Annotated in this window: 10 protein-coding genes and 5 tRNA genes; 8 read left to right on the top strand and 7 right to left on the bottom strand. The window is 68.6% G+C overall.

The window, feature by feature from the left end; genetic code table 11:
* Positions 1-464: 464 nt before the first annotated feature.
* Positions 465-3,173 (bottom strand): RICIN domain-containing protein, encoded by a 2,709-nt coding sequence (locus AB0B55_RS09380; RefSeq protein WP_357171395.1) that lies wholly within the window; start codon positions 3,171-3,173, stop codon positions 465-467.
* Between the two features lie 556 nt (positions 3,174-3,729).
* On the opposite strand from AB0B55_RS09380, the gene AB0B55_RS09375 reads away from it, so the two are divergent.
* The 3 genes from AB0B55_RS09375 (at position 3,730) to AB0B55_RS09365 (ending at position 8,605) form a co-directional block, all read left to right on the top strand.
* Positions 3,730-4,860 (top strand): LacI family DNA-binding transcriptional regulator, encoded by a 1,131-nt coding sequence (locus AB0B55_RS09375; protein ID WP_357123188.1) that lies wholly within the window; start codon positions 3,730-3,732, stop codon positions 4,858-4,860.
* A 694-nt stretch (positions 4,861-5,554) separates the two neighbouring features.
* Positions 5,555-7,690 (top strand): beta-galactosidase, encoded by a 2,136-nt coding sequence (locus AB0B55_RS09370; RefSeq protein ID WP_357171392.1) that lies wholly within the window; start codon positions 5,555-5,557, stop codon positions 7,688-7,690.
* Positions 7,691-7,894: 204 nt separating this feature from the next.
* Entirely contained in the window at positions 7,895-8,605 is a 711-nt protein-coding gene (locus AB0B55_RS09365; RefSeq protein ID WP_357123419.1) for a helix-turn-helix domain-containing protein, read from the top strand.
* On the opposite strand, the gene AB0B55_RS09360 is transcribed toward AB0B55_RS09365, so the two are convergent.
* Positions 8,587-9,165, bottom strand: coding sequence for a dihydrofolate reductase family protein (locus AB0B55_RS09360; protein ID WP_357123179.1), 579 nt, complete (start codon positions 9,163-9,165; stop codon positions 8,587-8,589). The two genes, AB0B55_RS09365 and AB0B55_RS09360, sit on opposite strands and share 19 nt — an antisense overlap.
* A 579-nt stretch (positions 9,166-9,744) precedes the next feature.
* Between AB0B55_RS09360 and AB0B55_RS09355 the strand changes: the two genes are divergently transcribed.
* The 5 genes from AB0B55_RS09355 to AB0B55_RS09335 all read left to right on the top strand — a co-directional run bounded on the left by AB0B55_RS09355 (position 9,745) and on the right by AB0B55_RS09335 (position 17,284).
* Positions 9,745-12,621, top strand: a complete 2,877-nt coding sequence (locus AB0B55_RS09355; RefSeq protein WP_357171390.1) for a glycoside hydrolase N-terminal domain-containing protein — start codon at positions 9,745-9,747, stop codon at positions 12,619-12,621.
* A 497-nt stretch (positions 12,622-13,118) separates the two neighbouring features.
* Positions 13,119-14,012 carry an alpha/beta hydrolase gene (locus AB0B55_RS09350; RefSeq protein WP_357171388.1) on the top strand — a complete coding sequence of 298 codons (894 nt, stop codon included), beginning with the start codon at positions 13,119-13,121 and terminating at the stop codon, positions 14,010-14,012.
* Positions 14,009-14,641, top strand: a complete 633-nt coding sequence (locus AB0B55_RS09345; RefSeq protein WP_357123170.1) for a TetR/AcrR family transcriptional regulator C-terminal domain-containing protein — start codon at positions 14,009-14,011, stop codon at positions 14,639-14,641. The genes AB0B55_RS09350 and AB0B55_RS09345 overlap by 4 nt, the downstream gene beginning before the upstream one ends.
* Before the next feature lie 213 nt (positions 14,642-14,854).
* Positions 14,855-15,808 (top strand): DUF5954 family protein, encoded by a 954-nt coding sequence (locus AB0B55_RS09340; protein WP_357123167.1) that lies wholly within the window; start codon positions 14,855-14,857, stop codon positions 15,806-15,808.
* A 210-nt stretch (positions 15,809-16,018) separates the two neighbouring features.
* Positions 16,019-17,284, top strand: coding sequence for a hypothetical protein (locus AB0B55_RS09335; RefSeq protein ID WP_357171386.1), 1,266 nt, complete (start codon positions 16,019-16,021; stop codon positions 17,282-17,284).
* A gap of 676 nt (positions 17,285-17,960) precedes the next feature.
* Here AB0B55_RS09335 and AB0B55_RS09330 read toward each other — a convergent pair.
* From AB0B55_RS09330 to AB0B55_RS09310, 5 genes are all read right to left on the bottom strand, one after another.
* Positions 17,961-18,031: transfer RNA gene (locus tag AB0B55_RS09330), tRNA-Cys, on the bottom strand.
* A gap of 4 nt (positions 18,032-18,035) precedes the next feature.
* A tRNA-Arg gene (locus tag AB0B55_RS09325) sits at positions 18,036-18,109 on the bottom strand.
* A 460-nt stretch (positions 18,110-18,569) separates the two neighbouring features.
* Positions 18,570-18,651: transfer RNA gene (locus AB0B55_RS09320), tRNA-Tyr, on the bottom strand.
* Between the two features lies 1 nt (position 18,652).
* Positions 18,653-18,726 (bottom strand) — tRNA-His (locus AB0B55_RS09315).
* 20 nt (positions 18,727-18,746) lie between these two features.
* Positions 18,747-18,818 (bottom strand) — tRNA-Val (locus tag AB0B55_RS09310).
* Between the last annotated feature and the right edge of the window lies 1 nt (position 18,819).

The following is an 18,819-nucleotide window of genomic DNA, read 5'->3' as shown; positions in this document are numbered from 1 at the left end:
TCGACCCGGACCCCGACGCGCCACAGTATTGTCCGAGGCAGAGCCGAGAGGGCGCTTGCCGGTAAGCGCCTCACCGACACCGCGCTCAGTCGGCGGCAGATCAGTATGCGGAAGCGGGCATGCGGACACGCACTGGGGCCACGCCGGTCGCGGGCGGTTGTCGAGGCCGTAGAACCCGACACGTCGGTTGCTCAGCTGCATCCGCAAGATGGTTCGGGAGTAGCCAGCGGACTCCAACTGCCTGTACGCGCGCTCGACCGTCCGTGCACTCAGCCGCGACGCCCGGGCCTGGCCCACGTATGGGTAGCGAGCGGACCAGGCCCGCGTCTGTCCGGATCGGTAGCTCGTGTCCCACCGTGATTGGGTCGCGGCCGACTCGGGCGCACAAAGCGTGCCCCCGAGTCGGCGCGACAATCGGCAGACCGTTACCGGCGGCCGAACTTGACACTCACCTCTGCTACTGGTCAGGCGGGTACGAACTGCCACTGCTGGTTGGTCCCGCCGTTGGCGGTCCACTGCACGACCTGCGCCCCGTCGCTGGTCGAGGCGGCGGAGACGTCGGCCACGAGCCCGCTGCTGCGGCTGACGATGGTGTAGTAGCCGTCGCCGGTGGGCCGCAGGTACCACGACTGGTTGGTGCCGCCGTTGGCCGACCACTGTTGCAGTTGCAGGCCCTGCGTGGTGCTGCCGGCGTTGACGTCGAGCATCTTTCCGGACGCGGTGTAGCGCAGGGTGTACGCGTCCTGGGTGGTGCTGATCGTCCAGGTGGGGGTGCCGCTCTGCTGGACCGCCTTGGCGCCGTCGGCGGTGGAGTTCCCGGCGATGGCGAGGGGCTTGCCGCTGTTGCGGTTGACGATGCGGTAGGTGCCTGCTGCCGGCCCGGTTCCACCGCTTCCACTGAGGTTGAGGTACTCGACCGCATCGGTGAAGACGGTGCTGCCGGACTTGGCGGTCGACAGCTGGAGGTACACGCGGCTGCCGGTGGCGGGGGCGGTGAAGGACACCGGTTGGGTGACCCGCGAGCCGAGTGGGACGGTCAGGGTGCTGTTGCCGGACGCGACGACCGTACCGGTCGGGCTGTCGAGCCGGGCGGTCCAGGTGAAGCCCACCGAGGTGTTGGTGAGGTCGTCGTTGAACACGGTGATGTTGCGGGTCACCGTGGCGTTGCGGGCGTAGCTGGGTACGGCCTGCGCCAGCGGGAAGTTGCCGTTGGAGTCCGAGTTACCGGAGGCGGACCAGTACGGGAGGTCGATCGCGGCCACCGGGTTGAACGCCGCCTGCACACGCTGGATCTGCGCGTTGCTCCACGGATCGGGCAGGTTGTCCACGCCGTAGATGGGGTGACCGCCCTCCTCCGGGGTGAAGTCGGTGGACCGCACGCCCGGCACGACGCTGGCCCAGGCGGACAGCAGCGTGTACGGGCGCAGGTCGGTGGCGCCCTTGCCGCGCTTGGCAGCAGTCGCGGTGGCGAACCACTCGAAGCCCTGCTTGTTGTTGCATGCCGGCCAGATGAACTCGCCCTCGCCGTCGGGCCGCCCGTTCACGCTGACCAGGCCCTCCCCGTACCTGCCGAAGCCGTCGACGTAGTGCGGGATCACCGCGAAGTTGGCGTACGTCATCCCGGGATACAGGCTGACATTGTTGCCGACGCCCACCTCGACAATGATCGGCCGGGTGCCGTCGGCGCCGTTCATCGCCGCGTACAGGTCCTTCTCGAACTGCTCGGAATCCTGGCCGCTCTGGTTCGGCTCGTTGTTCTGACTCCAGCGGATGATCGCGGGGTGGTTGCGGTCGCGCAGGACCAGCGCACGGGCGTGGTTGATCATGTTGTCGCGCCCGACGGAGTTCTGCCACTCCTGCGAGGACTGAGAGCCGCGAATCGCGACCTCGTCGATGATCATCAGGCCCATCTCGTCGGCGACATCCAGCATGTACGGGCTTCCGGGCTCCTGGTGGATGCGCACCACGTTGTAGTTCAGCCGCTGGTAGTTGTCCACCGCCTGCGGCCAGCCGCCGTTGCCGGACGACGGGGGCAGGAAACCGGGCAGGGTGTGGTACGCGTCGCCCTTGCCGCCGTTGTTGATCCGGTCGTAGTCGCCACCCTGGAGGTTGTCGCCACGGAAGTTCACGCGCACGCCGTTGAGGTAGTAGTAGTCACCGTTCTGGGTGGCCTCCCGGAACCCGAACCGGGACGTGGCGTCGCTCGTCCGGCCGTCGTCGGTGACCGCATGCACCGTCAGCCCGTGCAGCTGCGCCCGGTACCCCGACCGGTACGGCACATTGGGCCACCAGTACGAGGTGCTGTCGAGGTTCCACGCGACCGGCCCCACAGTCACGGTCACGGTTGAGCGGGCCGCCACGGTGACCGTACGGCTGGGCAGTGCCGGGTAGCTGAAAGCCGTTCCGTTGCTGGACGACAGCGACCCGGTCAACGTCACCGACCGGGAACTGTCCGACGTGTTACGCACCGACACGTCGTAGGTCAGCGTCTTGTTCGCCACCGACGTACGCACGAATGTGTCGCTGACGTACACCGCCGGGTACACCCGCAGGAACGCGGACCCGAAGATCCCCTGCGGTATCGCCTCGGACCACGTGGCGGCGTCGGGCACCAGGTACCGGCCGTTGGATGCCTTCAACGCGCCGCGGCCCTTCACGTTCACGGTGATCGTGTGGGTGGTGCCGGGCGCCGCGTATGCGCTGATGTCGAAGTTCGACGGGGTGAACGCCGTCGTCTGGGTCGCCACCACCCGGCCGTCGACCGACAGTGTCGCCTGGTGGTTGACGGCGCCGAACTCGATCCAGGTCGACTGCGGCTGCCCCGAGTCCGGCACGGTGATGCTGCGCGAGTACACCGCCTCGTTCACGGTGGTGAAGCCCTGCTTGTACCAGCCGCCACCGGGCACCGCGATCGTGGTCGCCCCCCGACCCGAGGGCGTGAAGTTCCACGTCCCGCTCAGATCGACCGAGGTGATCGCAGCGCTACCGGCCGCCACACCGTCAACTCCGGCGGCCGCGACACTCTGCGTCGCGACCGGCACGGCCAGGGCCGACCCGGGAGTCGCCAGGGTCAGACCACCCAGCGTCAGGGGCAGGGCGAGCGCCACGGCCGCGGCCAGCCCTCTGGCCAACGCCGACAATCGGCCACCCCAGTGGACGTTCGTACGATGCACGGTAACCCTCCTGTGACTCACCCGACAGCTCCGCAACACCGGTTCAGGGCACAGCCGCAAGGCCGATACTCGAATCGATTCGACAAATCTGCCGGCGTCGCCGACCACCCGGGAAGGGTGGTTACGGCCCAGATACATAGATATGTATTAATGGGTGTCTGGAGCGTGAAGTCAAGGTTTCAAGACGGTTACTTCCTGCTCCTGATGCCTCACAAGCCTCGAGTGGCTGCCGATGAGTACGACCCCTTTGGAGTGCCAGGGCATCGCGCTCAGGCACTCCGTGTCGCCGACCCACCGCCGCAGCGTCGATCGGATAGCGAACCGATTCGCCTCTGCGGCACCCGACCGCGTGACATATGGACAGCACTGTGGTCCTCGGCGAAGTCGGCGGGCGACGCGGCCTGACTTGTTCGGTTCGAAACTGAAGTTAGGCTGCTGGCAAGGAACGTGCTTCGCCAGCGTCACGGGCGGGTTACGGGAACTTAACGGTGAGTGTCTGACTGCGTAGACATGACTACGCAAACATACAGGACTATGGCCGGCGATGGGAGATGCCGTGACGCGATTGGCGGGGCCGGGTGGAAGCCCTCCGACGCCGCGCAGCGTGGACGTCGCGCGGCTGGCCGGCGTCTCCCAGAAGACGGTGTCCAGGGTCCTCAACGACGAGCCGTATGTCTCGGCCGACGTGCGCCGGCGGGTCCTGGACGCCGCCGAGGAGCTCGGCTACCGGCGCAACCAGGCGGCCCGGGCGCTGGCCTCCGGGCGGACCCGGTCGATCGGCGTGGTGACGCTCGGCAGCGCCTTGTACGGGCCGGCGTCGTGGCTCATGGGCATCGAGCGGGCGGTCCGGGAGGTGGGCTACACGCTGCGGGTGGCCACCACGATGGAGGGCGACCCGGGCGGCATCGCGAGCGCCCTGGCGTCGCTGCTGGACCAGGGCGTGGACGGCGTCATCATCTCCGAGCCGATCGACGAGGGCGTCGGCCCCATCAGCGTCGACGTGCCGGTCCTGGTCCTCGGCGCGCCGCCCACCTTCACCGCGCGGCAGGTCGTGACCGCCAGGGTCGGCGCGGGCCGGCTCGCGCGGGCCGCGACCGAGCACCTGCTGGAGCTGGGGCACGCGACCGTCCATCACCTGGCCGGCCCGCAGCGGTGGTATTCGGCACGGGACCGTCTCGCCGGCTGGCGCGAGGCGCTGCGAGCCCACGGCGCGGACGAGCCGCCGGTCGTCGAGGGCGACTGGTCGGCCGCGTCCGGCTACGCGGCGGGCCGGCAACTGGCCGGCGACAGCACCGTGACCGCGGTGTTCGCCGCGAACGACGACATGGCAATCGGTCTCATCCGCGCGCAGCTCGAGGCCGGGCGCCGCGTGCCCGAGGACATCAGCGTCGTCGGGTTCGACGACATCCCGGTCGCCGCCTACGTCACTCCCCCGCTCACCACCCTGCGGCAGCCGTTCGACGAGGTCACGCGGCAGGGCCTCGCGCTGCTGGTTCAGGTCATCGAGAAGCCGGACGTCGAGCTTGCACCGGCGGCCGACCAACCGGTCGAGCTCGTCGTCCGCGCCTCGACGGCACCACCGCCGCCCCGGCCGATCCCGGGACGTGGCCGCCGAGCGATCCCCCAGCCCACGGTGGCCCGCACGGTCAGCCCGCCGGCAGCGAAGTCGCATCCGCCGCGCCCGTGATCAGCGTCGATTTGTCCACCTACGGCGGCACGTCACCCGAGGCCCGCACGGCCGTCGCCGACCAGCGGCGGTAGCACCCGCGCGGACGCACACCTCTCGATACCCCCTGTCCCCAACACGCCGTTGCCCGACGCGCCGGTCCCGCTACCCTTGCGACGGGAGTTGACCATGGCCACATCGTCCCCAACAGTCCCCGGTAAGCCGCCGAACCTTGCTTGCCTCGGCCGCAGCGGTGTCGTCGAGTGCGGCGCTGGCCGCGTGCGGCGGCGGCGGTACCTCCGCCACCGCGGCGGTGAGCCAGGCCGACATCGACAAGGCGATGTCGACCGCGACCGAGCTGACGTTCTGGGCCTGGGTTCCGGACATCACGCAAGAGGTGGCGCTGTTCGAGCAGAAGTACCCGGCTGTCAAGGTGGCCAACGCCGGTCAGGGCGCCCCGGAGTACACCAAGCTGCGCACGGCGTTGCAGGCCGGCACGGGTGCTCGCGACGTGGGGCCTCGCCTCCTGCGCCTCCCGGATCGCAGGGGGCGGACCCACGAACAGCGACACGGTCGTACTCGTGGTGACCGGGTCCATGCTCTCGATCGTCCCGTTCGTCGTGGCCGTCCTGCTCCTGCGGCGGTACTGGCAGAGCGAGCTGGCCACCGGCAGCGTCAAGCAATGACCGACCGCTCCACCTCGGAGGTTCCCCCCATGGCAGTGCTCCCCGCCCGCGTCCTCTTCGGCGCCGCGTACTACGTCGAGTACCAGCCCTATGAACGACTCAAGACCGACCTCGACCTGATGGTCGACGCCCGCTTCACCGTCATCCGGGTCGGCGAGTCGGTCTGGTCGACCTGGGAACCGGAGAACGGGCGGTTCAACCTCGAGTGGCTCCAGCCGGTGCTCGACGGCGCACACGAACGCGGCATCTCCGTCATCCTCGGCACGCCCACCTACGCCGTGCCGCCGTGGCTCGCCCGGCAGTACCCGGAGATCGCCGGCGAGCGGGCCACCGGGCAGCGCATCGGATGGGGCGCGCGGCAGGAGGTCGACTTCACCCACCCGGGCTTCCGATTCCACGCCGAGCGGGTCATCCGGCAGATCGTCGGTCGGTACGCCGGCCACCCCGCAGTCATCGGGTTCCAGGTGGACAACGAACCCGGCAACGAACTGCTGCACAACCACGGCGTCTTCCAGAGATTCGTGGACCACCTGCGCACCACCTACGGCGACGTCGAGACCCTCAACCGCGAATGGGGCCTGGTCTACTGGTCGCACCGCCTCTCCACCTGGGCGGACCTGTGGACCCCGGACGGCAACGCCCAGCCCCAGTACGACGTCGCCTGGCGGGCGTTCCAGGCCCGCCAGACGACCGAGTTCATCGGCTGGCAGGCCGGCATCGTCCGGGAGTACGCGCGCGGCGACCAGTTCGTCACCACGTGCATCGCCTACGGCCGACCCGCGGTGCACGACGACGAGCTGACCGAAGGCCTCGACGTCGCCGCCGGCAACCCGTACTACGTCATGCAGGATGCCCTGGCGCTGCCGGACCGCGACCACGACGACGTCGAACAGCACGGGAAGACCACCGGGGTATGGGCGCTGTACCAGAGCGCAGACCGCATGTTCTCGTCGCGCCAGGCGCCGTTCCTGGTCACCGAGACCAACGCCATGTCCATCGGCATGCCGTGGGACAACCGGCCGGCGTACGACGGCCAGTGGCGGCAGGCGGCCTGGGCGCTCGTCGCGCGCGGGGCGCAGATGATCGAGTACTGGCACTGGCACACGCTGCACTTCGGCGCGGAGACCTACTGGGGCGGGATCCTTCCGCACAGCGGCCGGCCGGGCCGCACGTACGCGGAGCTGTCCCGCCTCGGCGCGGAACTGGACGCCGCCGGCCCCCTCGTCGCCGCCCTCGAACCCGACGCCGACATCACGATGGTCTACTCGATGCCGAGCAACTGGCTCATGCAGAAGTACCCGCCGCTGTCTGCCGCGGACGGTGGACCGGACGCCGCGGCGTACCACGGCATCTTCGACCCCTTCTATCGCGGCGCATTCGACGCCGGCCGGCAGGTGCGCATCGTCCACGCCGGGCAGTTGCACGACCCGAGCGGTGAGCGGACCGGCCCAACGCCGGAGTCGGCCGCGCGACGGCATCCGGTCCTGGTCGTCGCGGCGCTGTATGTCGCCGACGACGCGACGCTCGACTGGCTCGCCGCCTACGCGGCCGCCGGCGGCCACCTCGTACTCGGCCCGCGGACCGGCTACGCCGACCACGAGGCCCGCGCGCGACACGAGCCGGCGCCCGGACGGCTCGTCGAGGCCACCGGAGTCCGCTACGAGGAGTTCAGCAACCTGGTGCGCGATGTCCCGGTCCGTGCCGCCTCGGGCGGGCCGCTCGACCTGCCGGAGCGGGCGGCGGCGACGCGCTGGGCCGACGGCCTCACCGTCGTGGACGCCGATGTGCTCGTCGAGTACCACCATCCGCACTTCGGCCGCTGGCCGGCGGTCACTACCCGCCGCCACGGCGCGGGCCGGGTCACCTGCGTCGGCACGGTACCCGGACGCGACCTCGCCCAGGCCCTCGCCGCATGGCTCGCGCCGGTGCCGACCGGCGGATGGCGCCGCCTCCCGGCCTCCGTCACGGCCACCACCGCCACCTCCCCGGACGGGCGCCGGGTCCACGTCGTGCACAACTGGAGCTGGGAACCCGTCGCGGTCGAGGCGCCGGTGCCGCTGACCGACGCCCTGAGCGGTGCCGCGGTCGCGCCGGGCACGGCGGTGCACCTCGGCGCGTGGGACGTGCGCGTCTTCGCGGCGGCCGGAACTGAAGCTTCTGGCTGACCCGCCGCGGGTGAATCGCGGATCAACGAAGTCGATCGTCGCGTTGCCGAGGGTCCGCGCTAGATCAGGACCTTTGGCGCGACGTCGGCGAAGAGCCCTGGTGGCGTCGAAGTGTTCGCGTCGGCCGTGGTAGCGGGCCTTCGGGATCACGCGCAGCTTTCCGAGGTCTCTGGATTGTCGCGTGCGGGCGACTACCCTGCTCGTGTGACTCTGCTACTCGAGACGCGTCCGTCCGACTCGCCGTGGGTCGAGTCCGTTTGGACCTCGACGAGCGAGCAGGTCTTCGAGATGACCTCCGTCGCGGCGGTGCGCTGGGGTCTGGTGTTCTGGCAGCGCGAGGGCAGGTCCTACGCGAGCGTCACGGGTCCGGAGAGCAGGTCCAGCATCGCGCCCGTGCCCGACGGCGCGACGTTTCTCGGCATCGACTTCGCCTTGGGCACGTCGCTGCGGACCATGCCTACCCGGGCGCTGCTCGACGGCGGCATCGAGCTGCCCGACACCACACACCGGACCTTCCGGCTGGACGGCGCCCGGTGGGAGATCCCATGCCCCGACGATGCCGAGGCGCTCGTCACGCGTCTGGTCCGCGCGGGAGCCGTAGTCCGTGATCCGGTCGTCACCGAGGTCCGGCGGGGGCACGTTCCCAAGGTCTCGGAACGCACCGTCGAACGCCGGTTCCGCGCGGCAACCGGGCTGACCCAGGGCACTGTGCGGCAGATCGAGCGTGCCAGGAAGGCATCGATCCTGCTGACCGCCGGTATGCCGGTCGCCGATGTCGTCGCCAGACTCGAATACTTCGACGAGCCGCACCTGGCCCGTGCCCTGCGCCAATACATCGGGCACACGGCACGGCAGCTGCGGGAAGGCGTCCGTGGCGCGATCTCGCTGGACCTCAATCAGCGAACGACGTCGTAGATCAGCTTGACCACACCGTTCGGATAGGCCTCAGACTCGCGTAGACGAAGCATCTGCTTGTCGTTGTCTGCCCGGCTGAACAGACTCTTTCCGGCACCGAGTAGCACCGGGAAGAGCAGTAAGTTGTACCTGTCGATCAGTCCCGCGTCCGCGAGGCGGCGAGCAAGCGCAGCGCTCCCGTGTATGAAGATCGCGCCGCCGCCGCTCTTCTTGAGTTCCGCGACGTCATGAGTTGAGCGCAGGATCGTCGTCGGGCCCCAGCCGTCGAGGAGCGCGTCGTCGGCCAGGGTGGTCGACAGAACGTACTTCGGCAGTTCCTTGTAGGCGGCATGGTCCGGCGAGTCGCGCCAGACCGGCGCGAACAGCTCGTAGCTGTGCCGGCCGAACAACAGGGCGGTCGTGTCCTGCAACTCCTCATCTTTGAGCGAGAAGACCTCGGGCAGGACCTCAATGTCCTTGATCACCCAGCCGCCGCTGCGGTGCTCCTCACCCGGGCCGCCACCCGGGGAATCCAGCACGCCGTCGAGCGACATGAAGCCGGTGTAGACAAGATCGCGCATGGCGACACCCCCTGGTAGATCAAACACAAGCTGGTCCGCCCAGGGTAAGAAACGCCACCGCCCATCGTCTTGGACGGAAACGACACCCGCGGAGCCGTCAGCACGAAAGAGCGTCACCAACAGGGCCATGGACCGGCAAGATTAGTTGCCACGCACTCACATCGGCACGTCCGGATGCCTCACCCGGGCGTTATCTGGCTGCGCTCCGTGACGCGCAGGACACGGCAGATCCGTACCCGCACGGACCCCGCTGGCCAGGCGTGTCAGAGCGGATCCAAGAGCAGCACGCCATCCGGTGAGTAGACGAGCACCGCCCTGCAGAAGCCACGTAGCGGCGCACCCGTCGCAGCCCCACCCGCGCGAGGTTGACCAGGAGGATCACGTTGCCGTGCGACCTGGCATGACGAAGATGTTTCATTGACGTGAACCAATGCTGACCCTACTGTTGTCGAATCGATTCGAACACGCGGACCCGCGGCCTGTAGGCAGACCCGACCGGGCTGCAGCAGCGCCGGGGCCATGTCGCACACAACGCTTGAGCCTCGGTGTCGAGAGGAACTTCTGATGACGGACCTGCCCGTGAGCCGTAGGCGCCTGCTCGCCACCGCCGCGCTGAGCGCCGGCTCGGCGGCCGTGATCCCGGCCGTGGGTGCCGGACGGGCCGCCGCCGCTGCGCCTCAGGTCACGCTGCCCGAGCGGGGGATCTACGACGCGACGGCGGCGACAACCTGGACGGACGGGTTTCTCACCGGCAACGGCGAGTACGGCGCCGTCCTGTACGGAACGCCGACCCTCGAGAAGGTGATCTTCAATCACCACCGCTTCGTACTGCCCAACAGCAGCCGGGGTGTGACCCCGCCAGTAATCTCAGGGCGGCTGGCCGGCGTGCGCGACAAGGCGCTGGCCGGGAACTACGGCGGAGCCAACACGGACTTCGCGGCTGGCTGGAACCTGCGCTGGACCCAGACCTACCACCCCGGCTTCGAGTTGCAGATCAGCACGCCAGGCATGACAACGGTCAACGGATACGCCCGCACCACCGACTTCCGGACCGGGGAGGTCAACTCCACCTGGATCGACAGCTACGGCACCTGGACTCGCCGCGCCTTCGCCTCCCGAGCCGACCACGTCGTCGTACACGAACTGACCCCGGCATCCGGACGATCCATCGACGCGACGCTGAGCGCCAACACATCCCTCGCGGGCGTCCCCGGCTCGGTCCGTTTCACCACCCTGGCCAGCGTCATTGACGGCTCCGGCTACCTGAACCTGCGAGGCGCCTACCCGTCCGGACAGGGCGCGTTCGGCTTCGAGGGCGTCACCCGGGTCGTCGCCAGCGGTGGCACGGTAGCCGCGAACGGGTCGACCATCGTCGTGACCGCGGCAACCAGGCTCCTCCTGCTGACCAAACTCGACCGTTACGAGTCCCCCACGGCCTGGGACAGCAAACCGTTGCACGCGGCGCTGGCCGCGGTGCGCGCCGACTATGCCGAGCTACGGACCCGGCACGTCACCCTGCACGCGGCGATGTACGACCGCTCCCGCCTGGACTTGAACGTCTCCGCCGCCGACCGGCAGCTGTCGACCACCGAGCTGATCGCCCGGCAGAACGCCAATCGCAACACCATCGATGTGGCCCTGCTGGAGCGCCTCTACGACAGCGGCCGTTACCTGTTCATCAGCTCCAGCGGCGTCCTGCCGCCGCGGTTGACCGGAATCTGGGCCGGCACCTGGAACGGCGCCTGGGCCGACGATTTCACCACCGATGCCAACATCAACCTGCAGGTCGCCGGCGGCAACATTCTCGACCTCACCGATGCCATGCAGGGCTACTTCAACCTGATCCTCGGCCAGCTCGCGCACTGGCGTACCAACGCTCGCAACCTGTACGGCGCCCGCGGCTTCCTGGCCCCATCGCGAACCGATGGCGAGTACGGACACATGCTGCACTTCGACGCCGGCTTCCCCGGCCAGTGCTGGACCGGTGGCGCGGACTGGCTGCTCTACCCGCTGCTGGAGTATTACCAGGTCACCGGGGACCGGACGTTTCTGGCTGAGAAGCTGGGACCGGCACTGATGGAGCTAGCACTGTTCTACGAGGACTTCCTGACCCGCACCGATTCGGCCGGCCGTGTGGTCTTCGTGCCGTCGTTCTCGATGGAGAATTCGCCGGCCAGCACGAACGTCCTGCTGGCGATCAACGCCACCGGCGACATCCAGGCCGGCAGACACGCCCTGCGGGCGGCTGTCGAGGCCGCCAACGCGCTCGGTGTCGAGCAGGGCGCCGGTCAAGGTGTCGCACGCTGGACGGCCCTGCTGGCGAGGATCCCGCCCTACACGGTCAACGGCAGCGGCGCCCTCGCCGAATGGTCCTGGCCGGGACTCACGGACCGCTACAACCATCGGCACGTCCATCACCTGTACGGCGCGTGGCCCCTGCACGAGATCAATCCCGAGGAGGCGCCCGGTCTGGTCACCGCCGCGCTCAGGGCCCTGGCGCTGCGCGGTGACGAGAACACCTCAGCGCACGGCAGCCTGCATCGAGCCCTTGCCTCCGCTCGGCTGAAGGACGCCGCCGGCGTCTACAACAACCTCCGGAAGATCATCGGCAACAACATGATCTTCCGGTCGCTGATGACAGCACACAACCCGAACCTGGAGACCTACAACGCCGATGCGGCAAACACGCTGCCGGCCGTGCTCAGCGAAGCGCTCGTGTACACCAGGACCGGTGTCATCGAGCTGCTGCCCGCCGTGCCCGGCCAGCTCGCCAAGGGCACCATCACCGGGGTCCGCGGACGCAACCAGGTCCGCATTCACAGCCTCTCCTGGGATCTGCCTGGTCGCTCAGTAACCGTGGCACTCACCTCGACGATCACCCAGGCGATTACCCTCATCAGCCGGCGCGGGATGGCGTCCATCACCACTTCCGCGACGGTCACCCCCTCGCCGCTCGGCCCGCATGCCCGGGTGATCTCGATGACGGCCGGACAACAGATACAGGTCGTCGTAGGTCTACCAGCCGCCGCCGGCGGCGGCGTCGTTCGACTGCTCAACCGGCGCAGCGCAAAGGTGCTGGACGTCAACGGCGGCTCCACCACGGACGGGGCAACTGTCATCCAGTGGCCGTGGACTGGCGCGGCCAACCAGCAGTGGCGACTGCTACCCAACAGCGATGGCTCATTCCGTCTGTCCGGTGTCAAGAGCGGGAAAGTCCTCGACAGCCCAGGCGGCTCCGGCCAGGGCGCGGCACTCGTTCAGTGGGCCGACAACGGCGGACGTAACCAGTGGTGGAACCTCGTCCCGGCAGCGACCAGCGGATACTACCGGCTCGCCAACGTGAGCAACGGCTGGTGTGTCGGGATCGAGGGCGGCTCCACCGCAGACGGCGCCAGGGCGGTCCAGCAACCCGTCAGCGGCGAGATCAGCCAGGAATGGCAGATCCTTGATGCCTGAGGCGGATGGTCAGAGGCACTGGTCGCAGCGGCTCCGGGCGATGGGCCGCCAGCACCTCAACAGCCACCGACGATCGTGCAAGCGGTGAGCGCACACCCCCAATGGCTTCGCCGAGCGCCCGTACAACACCTCACCCAACGGTCGATGACCGTCGATCGCCGCGGTGTCGTGCCGGGAGACATGGTTGTCGCGGAGTGAGCGGCTCAGCCCGCCGCAGGCTGCTTGTGTCTGATCTCTTCGAGCTCCCACAAGCCACGGATGTGGGCTCGGTTACGAGCCGTGCTGGTCGGGACGACAGCATCGCCGCGGTCCGGAGGGCAACACCTTGACCTTCGGTTGTTTCGGTTTTCGCGGCAGATGAGCATGCGTCTCGTCGGGGGGAAGCGGGACAGCGAGCAGGCCATCCCGCCTCGTCTTGAGATTTCGTCTACACCGTAGATAGAATCTACGACGTAGACGAGGCGTACGGTGGTCGCGAACTGACAGGGGCGGCGAGCATGACTTCGGAATGTGTGACAGTTCCCGGGGCTCGGCTCTACACAGAGCGGGCAGGCTCCGGCGCTCCGCTGCTGCTCATTTCGGGCGGCGGGGGCGATGCAGGAATGTACGAGGAGGTCGTCCCGCTTCTCGCGCGCCGGTACACGGTGTTCACCTACGACCGGCGGGGCAATTCGCGCAGCCGGTTCACCGACCCGCAGGCACCGATCGGAGTCGCTGCGCAGGCGAGCGACGCCGTCGCGGTCCTGGACCATTACGGGGTGAAGAAGGCGTACGTCTTCGGCGGCAGCGGCGGCGCGATCATCGCACTCGAGGTGCTGGCCAACCACACCGACCGGCTATCCGGTGTGGTGGCGCACGAACCACCGCTAGTCTCGCTCCTCCCGGACGACAGCGCGGAGCGGCGGGCGCTCGCCGAGATCGCCCGGATCGCCCGAGAGAAGAGCCCTTTGCGGGCGTACGCGGCCTTCGGTGCCATGACCATGGACGACCCGCCCTGGCTGTTCCGCTCGACTGTGGGACAGGCCCTGGTCGCAGCCGCCTCCCGGGCCGCTCTACCGGTCGGCGCGGCCGTGCGCCGGGTCACCGGCCGCGAGCCCAGCTCGATGACGCGCCAGTTGGGCAATGCCGACCTGCTGCTGCGGCGGGAACTGCCGCTCATCGGCCTCGACTACCACCCGGACCTGCCCGCGCTGCGCGAGGTCGCCGTGCCCTGGCGGCTGGCCACCGGCCGGGACAGCGTCGGCAAGCCGTACTACCGGCCGGCGCACATGCTCGCCGAGCGGCTCGGCGTGCCGTGCGAGGAGTTTCCGGGTGGACACACCGTCTACCTCGAACAGCCAGACAGGTTCAGCGAAGCCCTCGAGAGGATCCTCGAAGGATTCCCCAGGTGAGCACACCCGCCGTGCCGCCGCCCCCGACGCGTCCGACACTCAACCGCGAGTACCTGGCCACAGCCGCGCTCGCGCTGATCGACGCCGAAGGGCTGCGCAAGTTCTCCATGCGTCGCCTCGGTGCGGTCCTTGGCGTTGACCCGATGGCCGCTTACCGCCACTTCGCGGATCAGGAGGCGTTGTTCGACGGCATCGCCGAGGTGCTGTTCGTCGAGATGGACACCGACTCACTGCCATGGCAGGCGCCGTGGCCGGAACTGGCCGCGCAGTACTGCCGCCGCCTGCGCGACGTGCTACTACAGCACCCGAACGCCGTTCCGGTGTTCGCCACCCGACCCGTGCGGTCGTCTGCGTCCATCGATATGGGTGTCCGCGCGGTGGAAAAGCTGCAGAACGCCGGCCTGCCGCCCGCCACCGCCTTGCGGATCCTCCGATGCCTGCGGGAATTCACCATCGGGCACGCGCTCAGCGTGGCCATCCTTCAAGCGGGCGCACAGTCACGAAGCAGGAAACCTGACAAGGGCAGCTCGCAATACAACCTGTTGGCTCAGGCAGCCGACGAGACCACACCGGACGACCATTTCGAACCAGGCCTGCAAGCTATGCTCTGCGGCTTTCAACACTCCTGACCTCACCACCTGGACCGAAGCTCAACCGTGACCGATCAACGCCCTGGGCTCAGCAGATCGTCCACCCGCTCCCGGCAACGGCGTCGCCTATCTCGGTGACACCCCAGGCACATACTTCGAGAACCCGGACGCGGCGCGCGGCACCGATGACGCCGCTGCGGTGATGGCGCGCCCTCGTGACACGGGCCATCGAGCCGTCGCACAATCCGTGGCATGAGTGCCGACGAAGTGCAGCCGCCGGTGATCCTGCGGGTACAGCAGCCCACCGACCCAGTCGGCGCGGTCACCGAGGAGGACGCGGCACGGCGAGCGGCGGCCTACCCGATGACACGCATCGGCGCCCCCCTGTTCGGCCACGCAGTGCAGGTAGATGACGGGCGGTGGCAGGTGTACGCCGTCGTGTCGGATACGCCACAGGCCGCCCGGGACGAGCTTGCGCACCACCTCATGGAGCAGCTCGACGAAACCACTGACCCCCCGCGGGCTGCGGAGTTGACCACCGCGCTCGACGTCCTGGACCGGGAGAAGGTAGACGAGGTGGTGATCAACGGCCGCGTGCACCGCGTCGTGCGGGTGGACACGTTCGCGCGGTTCGGCCCGGACGGGCCCGAACCGCCCCGACCCACCGACCGCGACCCCCGCAACGCCGAGGACCACGACAGCTTCCTCACCCCAGAGATCGTCATCGACCCAGACGCGGCGACCGGGCCGAGTGAGGCGATGCTGCGGGCAGAGCTGACGACCGCGCACTACCCCCGGGCCCAGGTGCCCGCCACCGTATATGCCGAGAGCGTCGCCGCCATCGCCTCTCACCCAGTCGGCGTCATCCTGCCGACCCGCTACGCCGCAGCCGAATCTGTAGCAGGGTCGTGGCGGCCCTACAGTCGCGCGGTCGCCACACCGCAGCTGGCCCGCGACGAGATCACCTTCGGCCTGCGTCACATCGAACCGCGTCTGCTGAGGCTGACCGACGACCAAACAGCCGCCTACCAGCAGACCGCCGACGACCTCGATACCAATCCCGTCGACGACGTCACCGCGCTGGGACGCCATTTCCGGGTCACCCGCATCGAGACGCTGCTGCGCATGAGCGCCAGCGGCCCGGAGATGCCCCGACCATCGGACCCCGATCCAGACCAGCCTCCGGGCGCGGGCCGCCAGCGCTAAGACCAGCAACGGCAACACTTCAGGCCCTGGACATCGTTCAACCGGCCGCCGAGAGCCGCTTCGCCCCCCTCGACGTCGACCGGTCTGGCACCACCAACTCCCGGACAATGAGCTGCGGCTGCTGACACGACCAGCGGTGCGACTGACGACACGGCGCCGAACTGGTGTAGGCATGATCCGAGAGCGCATGGCTGGGGAGGTGGCATGCCGATGGAACCCGAGATCGTCGGGTTGCCCGGTCAGGTCTGGGGCCTGGCGGCCGCGGACCGAGACGGGCCGATCTATCTGACCAGTTATGCGGGCCGCAGCCCGAGCACCCGCAACCTGTACACCACCGTCCTCACCGCGGTCGATTTGAGCGGAGCCACGCTCTGGCAACGCACATTCGCAGGCCATCCGTTCCCACCCCGCGTCGACGCGGGTGGGACCGTGTGGGTAACCCACCACGACGGTGCCAGCCCACCCGTGTTCACACTCACCAGCGTCGGCGCCGAGGGCTCGGTGCTGCATGAAGTCACCCCGCAGCAGGAGCCGGGCGAGCACCTGGGAGCTGCCGTTCGGATGCCGGACGGCTTCTGCGTCCTGTGGCTACCGACCGCGCCACGCCAGCGGCTTCCCCAAGGCCGCACTGCGCGCCTGGCTCGCCTCAGCGACACCGGCAGCACCATGTGGTCCACGCCCCTGCCCCTCGAGACGGTCTCCTTCTCCGGCGTCGTCGAAGCCGGCGTAGCGACCGGATGGCACGTCCAGCCCAAGAAAGAGTGGAGACCATCAACCCTGGAGGCGGATCACTGGCAACCGCTGCTCGTGGCCGGCGATCGCATTCTCGCTGGGATCAGTGACGGAGGCAGCGGCATCGGGAGGTGCACCATCCTCGACACCGAGACCGGAAACATCATCTCCACCACAGAGCCCGGCCCCTACCATCACAAGGCCATCGCCGGCCACGGCCGTTTCCTCGTCGGCGCCCAGGGCTACGGGGCGTTCTCCAGCACCCTCTACGGCCCTGACGGCCAGCCAATCCACACGTGGCCCAGCCACGGCCAGATGCTCATCGACCAGCACGGCACGATCCGTGGCCCGGAATCGGAGAACAGGCTGCCGTCCCGGTCGCAGTTCCGGGTTCTCAACCCCGACGGATCAATGGACGACGGCCCGCCTCTGTCCGGCTACTACACCAGCTATCCCGCGCTCGACGCCAACGGCGCCGCAGTGTTCTGGCGCGACGGCAAGCTCCTGGCCGTCGACGCGAACCTGGACCAGCACGAACTGTTCCGGCGCACCGATGACGACCGAACCGTCATGAGCAGAACCCTCCTCCTCCAGGACGCAACCGTCGCTTTCGCACTCGGCAACGAGCTGCTCATCTTCGGCGACACCGGCCTGGCACCGCTCGCCGCCGGCCCATGGCCCTGCGCCGACGGCAACATCCACGGAAACCCCGTCATCCCAACGCTGGCACCTCCCACCATCTGAACACCCACTCGACGAACCGCTCCCGACACCTACTCGTTCGGGCCCGCTGGAGATGTCAGCCTGCCTGTTCCCGGTCGTCGATAAGGCCGCCATGTCGACCTGCGGGTGTTCCTGGTAAATGCGGTAATCAAAGATGTTGGCCATGAGCCACGAGCACCACACCTTTCACAACCCTCCATCGGCAACGCCCGACGATGTGCGGAAGGCTCTCGACCGCAACGACATCGCCGGGGCCACGGATGCCATGGTCGGATCGGCGTTGTACGGCGACGGCGATTGGAGAGCCTCGCAGGAGCTCTACCTAACCCTGCTCGATCACCCCGACCACCAGGTGCAGGCGCTCGCGGCCACCTGCCTCGGGCACCTCGCGAGGGTCTACGGTCAACTCGACCAAGATCGTGTAGTGCCCGCACTCCGCCACGTACGCGCCAGACCTCACGTCAGGGGGACCGCCGGTAACGCGTTGGAGGACATAGAGACCTTCTTGCATCCTCGGCGTGCGCGCTGGCGTGGGCGCCTCTGGCGACTTGTACGACCGGGAACCTGGTTCTGACGCAGTCCGGCGCAGCGGTCTTCAGCAGTCGCGAGCCGGGTGCAGGCAGGGCGTGCACGCTCAGTGGTTTGCCGCCGATCGGTCGGCCGCGCGTCGATCTCTATCCGCAGTGAATGGCAGTCGAGGCCGTGCGGGGAATCGAACCCCGGTGCGCGGTTTTGCAGACCGCTCCCTGACCACTCGGGCACACGACCAGGATGCCCACGGAAGGATTCGAACCTCCGCCAACCCGGCTCCGGAAGCCGGTGCTCTATCCGCTGAGCTACGTGGGCATGCGTGGGAGTCGAGAGATTCGAACTGCGCCCGTGTGGGCGCAGGGGACCGGCTGCGCGATGACGGCCGGGCCGGTTTCACGGCTGCGGCGAACGGAGGCCCAGAACAGGCATGTGGCCAAGGATCCGTGTGCATGCGGTGCACCCAAGTCCCATAAGGCCAAGCTGCGTCGATCCGGGACGTACGAGAGCAAGCCGATCGTGAGCGTGCCCGACCTGGCGCGACTGGCCTGGATCGCCGGGCTCATCGAGGGTGAGGGCGCCTTCGTTCGAAGGCGGTCCGGAGGAGGGGTGGTTCGCGTTCAGATGACCGACCTTGACGTGATCGAGACGCTGACCGAGCACCTTCCGTTCGCTCCGCGGGTCTGGTCGTACTCGCCCACGGTGGCTCACCACAAGCCGTCATGGATCCCCAGTGTCCAGCGGCGGCGCAGCAGCGCAATTGGCCGCCTGATCTCTGTGCGCGCCCCTGGACTTGAACCAGGCGTGCCGTAAGGCACCCGTTTTACAGACGGGGGAGCGACCAGCCGCTCACGACGCGCTTGGGGTGACTGAGCGGAATCGAACCGCCATCACCGGGACCACAACCCGGCGCTCTACCGTTGAGCTACAGCCACAACTGCGGCCCGGAGGCCAGTGCCCGTACCTGGACTCGAACCAGGGCGACCCGGTGTGTGGGACCGGTGCTCTGCCGCTGAGCTACACGGGCG

Source organism: Micromonospora sp. NPDC049107 (assembly GCF_040648595.1).
Classification (GTDB): Bacteria; Actinomycetota; Actinomycetes; order Mycobacteriales; family Micromonosporaceae; genus Micromonospora.
This window is presented reverse-complemented; position numbering and strand designations above follow the sequence as displayed.